The organism is Staphylococcus sp. B1(2026), from assembly GCF_058895785.1.
Genome location: NZ_JBZXTS010000049.1, coordinates 1 through 8,985, shown reverse-complemented (window position 1 = coordinate 8,985; position 8,985 = coordinate 1). Strand labels below are relative to the sequence as shown.

The 8,985-nt window shown below is 30.4% G+C and carries 11 protein-coding genes and 1 rRNA gene; all 12 read left to right on the top strand.

What is annotated here, in order from left to right; all coding sequences use genetic code 11:
- Positions 1-26: 26 nt before the first annotated feature.
- The 12 genes from rrf to AC5EAH_RS07000 all read left to right on the top strand — a co-directional run bounded on the left by rrf (position 27) and on the right by AC5EAH_RS07000 (position 8,931).
- A 5S ribosomal RNA gene (gene rrf, locus AC5EAH_RS07055) occupies positions 27-141 on the top strand.
- A 107-nt stretch (positions 142-248) separates the two neighbouring features.
- Positions 249-560: an initiation control protein YabA gene (locus AC5EAH_RS07050; RefSeq protein WP_493494071.1), complete on the top strand. Its 312-nt coding sequence runs from the start codon at positions 249-251 to the stop codon at positions 558-560.
- Position 561: 1 nt separating this feature from the next.
- On the top strand, positions 562-1,302 hold the full coding sequence (locus AC5EAH_RS07045) for a tRNA1(Val) (adenine(37)-N6)-methyltransferase (RefSeq protein WP_493494070.1): 741 nt from the start codon (positions 562-564) through the stop codon (positions 1,300-1,302).
- A complete protein-coding gene (locus AC5EAH_RS07040; protein ID WP_493494069.1) occupies positions 1,295-1,579 on the top strand; it encodes a GIY-YIG nuclease family protein in 285 nt (94 codons plus the stop codon). Before AC5EAH_RS07045 ends, AC5EAH_RS07040 begins: the two co-directional genes overlap by 8 nt.
- A complete protein-coding gene (gene rsmI / locus AC5EAH_RS07035) occupies positions 1,576-2,436 on the top strand; it encodes a 16S rRNA (cytidine(1402)-2'-O)-methyltransferase (protein WP_493494068.1) in 861 nt (286 codons plus the stop codon). Before AC5EAH_RS07040 ends, rsmI begins: the two co-directional genes overlap by 4 nt.
- Before the next feature lie 363 nt (positions 2,437-2,799).
- The gene (locus tag AC5EAH_RS07030; protein ID WP_493494067.1) at positions 2,800-3,630 is read left to right on the top strand and encodes a ParB/RepB/Spo0J family partition protein; all 831 of its coding nucleotides are present in this window, start codon (positions 2,800-2,802) and stop codon (positions 3,628-3,630) included.
- Between the two features lie 10 nt (positions 3,631-3,640).
- Entirely contained in the window at positions 3,641-4,402 is a 762-nt protein-coding gene (locus tag AC5EAH_RS07025) for a ParA family protein (protein WP_493494066.1), read from the top strand.
- Positions 4,395-5,249, top strand: coding sequence for a ParB/RepB/Spo0J family partition protein (locus AC5EAH_RS07020; protein WP_493494065.1), 855 nt, complete (start codon positions 4,395-4,397; stop codon positions 5,247-5,249). Before AC5EAH_RS07025 ends, AC5EAH_RS07020 begins: the two co-directional genes overlap by 8 nt.
- 8 nt (positions 5,250-5,257) lie before the next feature.
- Entirely contained in the window at positions 5,258-6,160 is a 903-nt protein-coding gene (locus AC5EAH_RS07015; RefSeq protein ID WP_493494064.1) for a mechanosensitive ion channel family protein, read from the top strand.
- A 15-nt stretch (positions 6,161-6,175) separates the two neighbouring features.
- The gene (locus tag AC5EAH_RS07010) at positions 6,176-6,370 is read left to right on the top strand and encodes a DUF951 domain-containing protein (protein ID WP_493494063.1); all 195 of its coding nucleotides are present in this window, start codon (positions 6,176-6,178) and stop codon (positions 6,368-6,370) included.
- Positions 6,371-6,490: 120 nt separating this feature from the next.
- Positions 6,491-7,471 carry a YeiH family protein gene (locus AC5EAH_RS07005; protein WP_493494062.1) on the top strand — a complete coding sequence of 327 codons (981 nt, stop codon included), beginning with the start codon at positions 6,491-6,493 and terminating at the stop codon, positions 7,469-7,471.
- A 20-nt stretch (positions 7,472-7,491) separates the two neighbouring features.
- The gene (locus tag AC5EAH_RS07000) at positions 7,492-8,931 is read left to right on the top strand and encodes a catalase (protein WP_493494061.1); all 1,440 of its coding nucleotides are present in this window, start codon (positions 7,492-7,494) and stop codon (positions 8,929-8,931) included.
- Positions 8,932-8,985 lie beyond the last annotated feature (54 nt).

The window sequence follows — 8,985 nt, the reverse complement described above, 5'->3', positions numbered from 1 at the left end:
ATTCAGTTTTGAGTGTATGCTCACTGTCTGGTGATGATAGTGGAGAGGCCACACCTGTTCCCATGCCGAACACAGTAGTTAAGCTCTCTTACGTCGATGGTAGTTGGACTGACGTCCTGCGAGAGTAGATCGTTGCCGGGCAACTTTTGAGATGACTTTGTCATCTCTTTTTTTGTTTTAATGGACATGTTACTTGCTTTCATGATTAAAGGATGTATATACTATAATAAATATAAGTGGAGGTTGTTATGAGTCAATTAGAAGAAAAATTAAATCATATTAAAATAACAACAAAAATGTTATTAGATGAAATTGAAAAATTAACCAATGATATTTCAGAATTAGAACAATATAATCAAAGATTAATTTATGAAAATCAACAGTTACAAGAAGTTGTGGCTTCGGCAACAAAAGTTGCCAAACCTAATCGTGCCTCAAATGCATTGTTAGAAATGTATGAAAGAGGTTATCACATATGTACTGAATCATTTTCAAAACCATTAGATGATACAAAAGGTTGTTTATTTTGTGATCAAGTTATAGAAAGAAATAAAGGTTAATATGTTAAAAGACAATGAACGTTTTGATTATTTAATTAAAGAGAATTTGAAAATTATTCAAAATGATGATTTTTTTGCGATGTCAACTGATGCATTGTTATTAGCTAATTTTTGTAAAATATCTAAAAATAGTAAGACGAGATGTGTTGATTTATGTGCAGGTAATGGTGTGATTCCATTATTATTATCTCATAAAATAAATGGTAAGATTCAAGCGATTGAAATTCAAGAAGCTTTAGTAGATATGGGAAGACGTTCTATAGCATATAACCATTTAGAGCAACAAATTGAATATCATCATTTGGATATTAAAGAATGCGTACCTTATCTAAATCAAAGTTATTATGATTGTGTCACGTGTAATCCACCTTATTTTACAACAGAACAAATGCCTAAGAAAAAATTAAAAACATCACATGCGATTGCTAGACACGAATTGTTATGTACACTAGAAGATTGTATCAAAGTAAGTAGTCAATTATTAAAACAAGGTGGTAAGTTGAATATGGTCCACCGTGCGTATCGTTTGTCAGATATTATTGTAACGATGGCAAAATATAAATTAGCACCTAAACGTATACAATTTGTTTATAGTCATCTAAATGATGATCAAGCAACAACGGTTTTAATTGAAGCCATTTATGATGGTTTTTTAGGTAGTTGTCAAATTGAACAACCATTTTATATATATAAGAAAGATAATGAATATACTGAAGAAATGAAGAAAATATATTATGGGTAAACACTATTTTTATGTGCTAAAGTGTTGCGATAATTCTTTTTATGCCGGCTATACGAATAATTTAGAAAAAAGAATTAGTTGTCATAATAATGGAAAAGGTGCAAAGTATACACGAGCTAGAAGGCCAGTTATGTTGATTCATCATCAACAATTTGATGAAAAAAGGCGTGCAATGCAATATGAATATTATTTTAAAAAATTATCAAGAAAGCAAAAAGAATGTTACTTAGCAGGTGCATACAGTTTAATTAGTGAACGAATAGAGGATAAACAATGACAGGAAGTTTATATTTAATTTCAACACCGATAGGTAATTTAGAAGATATTACTTATCGTGCTTTACGTATATTAAAAGAAGAAGTTACTTTATTAGCTTGTGAAGATACACGTAATACGAAAAAATTATTAACACATTTTGATATTAAAGTACCTTTAGTAAGTTATCATGAACATAATAAAAATTATGCAACACAACAATTAATAGATAAATTAAAATCAGGTGAGACAATCGGTTTAGTTAGTGATGCAGGAATGCCGTGTATTTCAGATCCTGGTTATGAATTAGTTGTTGCTTGTTATGAAGATGATATTCCAGTAATACCATTACCTGGTGCAAATGCTGCATTAACAGCTTTAATTGCGAGTGGTTTATCAGCTTATCAATTTACATTCAATGGTTTTTTACCTAGGCAAAAAAAAGATTTACAAAGTGCTTTAGAAAAAATCATGAATAAAGAAGTTACACAAATTATCTACGAATCACCACATCGAATTGTAAAAACGATAGAAATGATTTATAAAATTGATCGTACTAGACAAGTGACAGTCGCAAGAGAGTTAACTAAACGTTTTGAGCAAATTGTCACACAACCAATTCATCAAATTGTTGAAGCATTGAATAATGGTGAGATACCTATTAAAGGTGAATTTGTAGTAATTATTGACGCAGCTAAAGAAATCATAGAAAATATAGAAGTTTGGTGGACTAATTTATCGATTGAATCACATGTTGAACATTATGTAAATGATGGTATGACACCAAATAAAGCGATTAAACAAACTGCTATGGATAGAAAAATGCCTAAAAGAGAAGTGTATCAACATTATCATTTATTAAATAAAACTATAGATTAGTTAAAATCAGTAGAGTTTTTCTATATTAATTCTAATTGTTTGATTTTGATTACAAATAGTCATACAATACCTGTGCGGAATATTTTATTGTTGATTAAACTTGAAGTGAAATTATTTTTATTTGTATATAACTAATTTATTACTTAAAACTTTCCTACACTTTATAGTATAGATAATAAAATAGTTTTTCAGTATTTATATTAATTAGGGTAGAGATGATTGATATTATGTGCTGACTAACAGTATCTTCCGTAATTATCCTTATTACATTAAATCAATGTGATAAGGATTTTTATTTTTGAAAACCTTTGTTTATTAAAAAAATCATGTTAAAATTAATCAGTATTACTTGGAGGTGAAATGATGGGAAGAAAAAAACCTTTTTCAAAATTATTTGAATTAAGTCAACAAGGTGTAACCAATGAGCAACATATAATTACACATATTACACTGAATGATATTGTACCTAATAGATTTCAACCTAGAAATCATTTTAATGAACAAACGATTAAAGAATTAGCAAGATCCATTAAAGAAAATGATTTATTACAACCAATTATAGTCAGAGAAATTTCACCTAATTTATATGAAATTATTGCAGGTGAGAGAAGATATCGTGCAATCAAGTCGTTAGGTTGGGGTAGCATACCAGCAATTATTAATAATATGACTGATAATCAAGTAGCAACATTAGCTTTAATAGAAAATATTCAAAGAGAAGAATTAAGTGCAATTGAAGAAGCACAAGCATTTAAACAATTACTGTCATTACGTGAAATTACACAACAAGAATTAGCACAATCAATAGGTAAAACTCAATCATCTATTGCTAATAAAATTAGACTATTAAAATTAACACCTGAAGTACAACAAGCCATCATTAATCAAAAAATTACTGAAAGACATGGGCGTGCATTATTAGCATTAGATGAATTAGGACAAAAATATTTGTTGAAAAAAATTATGAGTCAACAATTAAATGTCTTACAAACAGAACAAAGAATAAAACAATATCTTATTGAACAAGATGCGCCACAACAAGTAAAAAAATATAATGTACATAAAGTGATTCATCAATTACAACAACAAGTACAACAATTAGCACAACAATATGAAACAGATATTGATGTGTTAGAAGCAGAAGGAATAGATTTCATCGAATTAACAATAAAAATACCAAGATATAATAAATAAGGAGAAACGTATGTCGAAAATTATTGCGATTGCGAATCAAAAAGGTGGTGTAGGTAAAACAACCACAGCAATTAATTTAGCAGCCAGTTTAGCACATTTAGATTATCAAGTTTTATTAGTAGATGTAGATCCACAAGGTAATGCAACGAGTGGATTAGGTATTAATAAAAATGAAGTTGAATTATCTATTTATGATGTATTAATAAATAATCAGCGTATAAGTGAAACGATACAAAAAACTACACAACAAAATTTAGATTTAGTACCTGCAAATATCGCCTTAGCTGGTGCAGAGATAGAATTAGTGACAGCTATTTCACGTGAATTAAGATTAAAACGTGCAATAGATGAAATTATAGACAATTATGACTATATTATTATTGATTGTCCTCCATCATTAGGCTTAATTACAATTAATGCACTGACTGCTGCACAAAGTGTACTTATACCTGTACAAAGTGAATATTACGCACTAGAAGGGTTAGGGCAATTATTAAATACAATTAGTATTGTACAGCAACATTTAAATGAAAACTTGGTTATTGAAGGTGTCTTATTAACTATGGCAGATCAGCGTACTAATTTAAGTGCACAAGTAGGACAAGAAGTACGTCAATATTTTGAAGATAAAGTTTATCAAACTGTGATTGATCGTAGTGTGAGATTGAGCGAAGCGCCAAGTTTTGGACAAGCGATTTTAAACTATTCAGCATCTTCTCGAGGTGCAGAACAATATTTATCCTTAGCTAAGGAGGTGTTGGCAAATGGTTAAAAAAAATAATGGTGGTTTAGGTAAAGGTTTAGGTGCAATCTTTCAAAATCATCAAGTTAATTTACAACCTGGAGAAGAAATCAAACAAATTGCTATTAAAGATTTAAAGGCTAATCCATATCAACCACGTCAACACTTTGATGAAGAAGCGTTAGAAGAATTAGCACAATCAATAGCTGTACATGGTATTTTACAACCGATTGTTGCGAGAGAAGGACTTAAAAGTTATGATATTGTGGCTGGTGAACGTCGATTTAGAGCCGCACAGTTAGCTGGTTTAACAGAAGTACCAGTAATAGTAAGATCATTTACAGACACACAATTAATGGAATTAGCCATTATAGAAAACTTACAAAGAGAAAACTTAAATCCATTAGAAGAAGCAAATAGCTATCAAGTATTAATGGATAAATTAAGTTTTACACAAGAAGATATAGCAAAAAGACTTGGAAAAAGTCGTTCATATGTGGCTAATATGCTACGTTTACTAGCCCTACCTTCTGAAATAAAAAAATTAGTTAATGAAGGTTTATTGACTTATGGACATGCTAGAACATTATTAAGTTTAAAAGCGCATCAATTAATGATAAAGGTTGCATATAAAGTGATAGACGAACATATGAGTGTACGTGCCTTAGAAGTATATGTAAAACAATTATTAACACCTGAAGAAGTACAACCAAAGCCAGCTAATAAATCAATTTTTATTGTGGAACAAGAAAAAAAATTAAGACAACGTTTAGGGACTTCTGTAGCGATTCATCAAGGGCAAAAAAAAGGAAAGATAGAAATTACTTTTTTAAATGATGAAGATTTAAATCGTATTTTAGATTTATTAAAAAAGTAGGTGATTAAATGACACATATAATTAATGAAGTTAAACAAAATATATATACTTTATTACATAATAGTCAATTATGGCTAGTCATGACTAAAAAATTATTAAGCATCATTGTTATTATGTTTATTGCGATGATTAGTATTCGGCTTATTAAATTCATTATTCAGCGTATTTTTAATTTAAGATATAAAGCGACGATTTTAGATCGTCATGAACGTACGATGAAAAAAAATAAAACGATTGAAAAATTGTTGATTAGTATCGCAAAATATACAATTTATTTCTTAACCTTAGTTTCTATTCTTTCTAATTTAGGAATTAATCTAACAGGATTGATTGCTGGTGCTGGTTTAGTCAGTGTGGCAATTGGATTTGGTGCACAAACTTTAGTGAAAGATATTATTACAGGATTTTTTATTGCATTAGAAGATCAATTTAGTGTAGGGGATTACATTCAAATTTATAATGGCAGTAATATTATTGCTGAAGGGACTGTAGATGTATTAGGTTTACGTGCTACAAAATTAAAATCATCAACAGGAGAAGAGTGGTTTGTACCTAATAGTCAAATTATTCAAGTTTTAAATAAATCGATGAATTTTAGTACTGTGACTATTGATATGACGATAAGTAGTCATCAAGATATTCAACAAATAAGACAATTGTTAAAAGGTTATTTATTAAAATTACAAAGCACTAAAGATTATCAAGCTGTACTTTATAGTAAAAGTAAGCAATCTTTAAATCCAAAATTATTAGGGATAGAATCTATTGGACAAAATAATATAACACTACGTATTATTGGTGAATCCGAACCGATGAAAAACAATCTTTTGTTACGTATGTTAAATGAAGATTTGATGTTGTTTACACAAAAACACCAAATCAAATTAGTAAATTTATCTAATAATTTTTAAAAATAGGAGGATAAAATGAATCATAAAACATATAACTTAAATGATATTGTAGAGATGAAAAAACAACATCCGTGTGGTACAAATTGTTGGAAAATTATTCGCCTAGGTGCAGACATTAAAATTAGATGTACAGGTTGTGACAATATTATTATGTTATCACGTAATGAATTTAATAAAAAATTAAAAAAAGTGTTGCGTACTATGCAATAAAATTACCTGTTTAATTAAGTTGTTCCCGTTGACATCAGTGGGATTACTGTGTATTATTTACTAGTATCAAAATAGAAAGAGTAATATCTTTCGAAAATTTTATAGAAGGAAAGAAAGAAAATGAAAAAAAGTCGTTTTAATAGTTTTTTTATTGCGTTGATATTAACTTTATTTGCTTCTTTGGTCGGAAGATATTTATCTCATCTACCTTATTTAAGTGTTTTGGGTGGGATGATTTTGTCTTTATTAATTGGTGTGATTTACCAATTATATCCAAAAGCAATTACTGTTTCTAAACAAGGCACGTCGTTCATTAGTAGTAAATTTTTAAGAGCGGGTATTATTTTATTTGGTTTCAAGTTAAATGTAGACACATTGATTGCAACAGGTAAGCAATCAATCTTACTAGCAATCTTTGTAGTTGCATTTACGACGGCAGTCATTTATACTATAGCTCGAGCTTTTAAAATTGAGAAGAATTTATCTTTATTAGTTGCAATTGGTTGTGCAGTTTGTGGTGCAGCAGCTGTTATGGCAATTACACCTCAGATCAAAGCTAAATCAGAACAAAGTGTTTTAGCTGTATCAATTGTTGCAGTATTAGGTACAATTTTTACAATTCTAGAAGTCGTTATAAAGCCTTATTTAGGTTTTACAGATGCACAATTTGGTATTTTAGCAGGTGCTTCTTTACATGAAATTGCGCATACTGTTGCAGCAGGTAGTAGTGTAGGAGATAGTGGATTAGATATTGCTATTATTACAAAATTATCAAGAGTATTATTATTAGTTCCAGTAGCAATTTTAGTAAAAATGTTTTATGTTAAAAATACGAGTGATGACGCTGGTGTATCAATTCCATGGTTTTTATTTGGATTTTTAGCAACAAGTTTGTTAGGAACATACACATTATTAGGTGAGTATGCTGTACAATTAGCAGACTTTGGTACAATTTTATTAGGTATGGCTATGGCAGCCTTAGGGATGTCAGCAAATGTTAAATATATTTTAAACCATGGTTTAAAAGTATTTGGTATTGCTACAATCGGTTCTACAATATTACTAGGTGCATGTTTATTGATTATTAAATTATTTATGTAATATTACTAGGAGGTAAGAAAATGTCAAACAATCGTTTAACAACAAGTTGGGGTTCACCAGTAGGTGACAATCAAAATTCATTAACAGCTGGTCAAAGAGGCCCAGTTTTAATTCAAGATGTTCATTTATTAGAAAAATTAGCACACTTTAACCGTGAACGTGTACCAGAGCGTGTTGTACATGCTAAAGGAACAGGTGCTCATGGAACATTTGTTGTCACTAACAACGAATTATCAAAATATACACGTGCAGCATTTTTATCAGAAGCTGGTAAAGAAACACCTGTATTTGTACGTTTTTCAACAGTAGCTGGTGAAAATGGTTCAGCAGATACTGTACGTGACCCACGTGGTTTTGCAGTTAAATTTTATACTGAAGAAGGTAACTACGATTTAGTAGGTAACAACACACCAGTATTCTTTATTCGTGATGCAATTAAATTCCCTGATTTTATTCATACACAAAAACGTGATCCAAAAACACATTTAAAAAATCCTAATGCGGTATGGGATTTCTGGTCATTATCTCCAGAATCATTACACCAAGTAACGATTTTAATGTCTGACCGTGGTATTCCAGCAACTTTACGTCACATGAATGGTTATGGTTCTCATACATTCAAATGGGTTAATGCAGAAGGTGAAGCTTTCTGGGTTAAATATCACTTCAAAACAGACCAAGGTGTTAAAAACCTAGATGTTGATTTAGCAACAAAATTAGCTGGTGAAAACCCAGATTATCACACTGAAGATTTATTTAATGCGATTGAAAAAGGTGAGCACCCGTCTTGGACGTTAAAAGTACAAGTTATGCCATTTGAAGATGCTAATACATATCGTTTTGATCCATTTGATGTAACAAAAGTTTGGTCTCATAAAGATTATCCATTAATCGAAGTAGGTCGTATGACTTTAAATAAAAACCCTGAAAATTATTTTGCTGAAGTAGAGCAAGCAACATTCTCACCAGGTTCTTTCGTACCAGGTATTGAAGCTTCTCCAGATAAAATGTTACAAGGTCGTTTATTTGCTTACGGTGATGCACATCGTTATCGTGTAGGTGGTAATCATAATCAATTACCAATTAATGCACCAAAAACAACAGTACAAAATAATCAACGTGATGGCGTTATGACTTATGATAATCAGCCAGCAAATCCAGCTTACTATGAACCAAATTCATTAGGTGGTGCAACTGAGTCAGCAGAAGCACGTATTGCACCATTTGAAGTAACAGGTGAAGCAAATGCTGTAGCGTATGATCACGATGATCATTACACACAAGCAGGAGACTTATATCGTTTATTATCAGAAGAAGAGCGTACACGCTTAGTTAATAACATTGTTGGTGCTATGACACCAGTAGAAAGTGACGAAATTAAATTACGTCAAATCGAACACTTCCGTAAAGCAGATCCAGAATATGGAGAGCGTATTGCTAAAGGATTAAACTTAGCATAATATAAAGAAGAGTTAGAGAAAATTATTTCTGATATGCTCCCCTTATGGTGGACA

What these genes read in the sequence shown, in the direction of transcription:
- AC5EAH_RS07015 (WP_493494064.1), top strand. Translation starts at nt 5,258, where the DNA reads ATGACACATATAATTAATGAAGTTAAACAAAATATATATACTTTATTA.
- AC5EAH_RS07005 (WP_493494062.1), top strand. Translation starts at nt 6,491, where the DNA reads ATGAAAAAAAGTCGTTTTAATAGTTTTTTTATTGCGTTGATATTAACT.
- AC5EAH_RS07000 (WP_493494061.1), top strand. Translation starts at nt 7,492, where the DNA reads ATGTCAAACAATCGTTTAACAACAAGTTGGGGTTCACCAGTAGGTGAC.
- AC5EAH_RS07050 (WP_493494071.1), top strand. Translation starts at nt 249, where the DNA reads ATGAGTCAATTAGAAGAAAAATTAAATCATATTAAAATAACAACAAAA.
- AC5EAH_RS07010 (WP_493494063.1), top strand. Translation starts at nt 6,176, where the DNA reads ATGAATCATAAAACATATAACTTAAATGATATTGTAGAGATGAAAAAA.
- rsmI (WP_493494068.1), top strand. Translation starts at nt 1,576, where the DNA reads ATGACAGGAAGTTTATATTTAATTTCAACACCGATAGGTAATTTAGAA.
- AC5EAH_RS07040 (WP_493494069.1), top strand. Translation starts at nt 1,295, where the DNA reads ATGGGTAAACACTATTTTTATGTGCTAAAGTGTTGCGATAATTCTTTT.
- AC5EAH_RS07020 (WP_493494065.1), top strand. Translation starts at nt 4,395, where the DNA reads ATGGTTAAAAAAAATAATGGTGGTTTAGGTAAAGGTTTAGGTGCAATC.
- AC5EAH_RS07045 (WP_493494070.1), top strand. Translation starts at nt 562, where the DNA reads ATGTTAAAAGACAATGAACGTTTTGATTATTTAATTAAAGAGAATTTG.
- AC5EAH_RS07030 (WP_493494067.1), top strand. Translation starts at nt 2,800, where the DNA reads ATGGGAAGAAAAAAACCTTTTTCAAAATTATTTGAATTAAGTCAACAA.
- AC5EAH_RS07025 (WP_493494066.1), top strand. Translation starts at nt 3,641, where the DNA reads ATGTCGAAAATTATTGCGATTGCGAATCAAAAAGGTGGTGTAGGTAAA.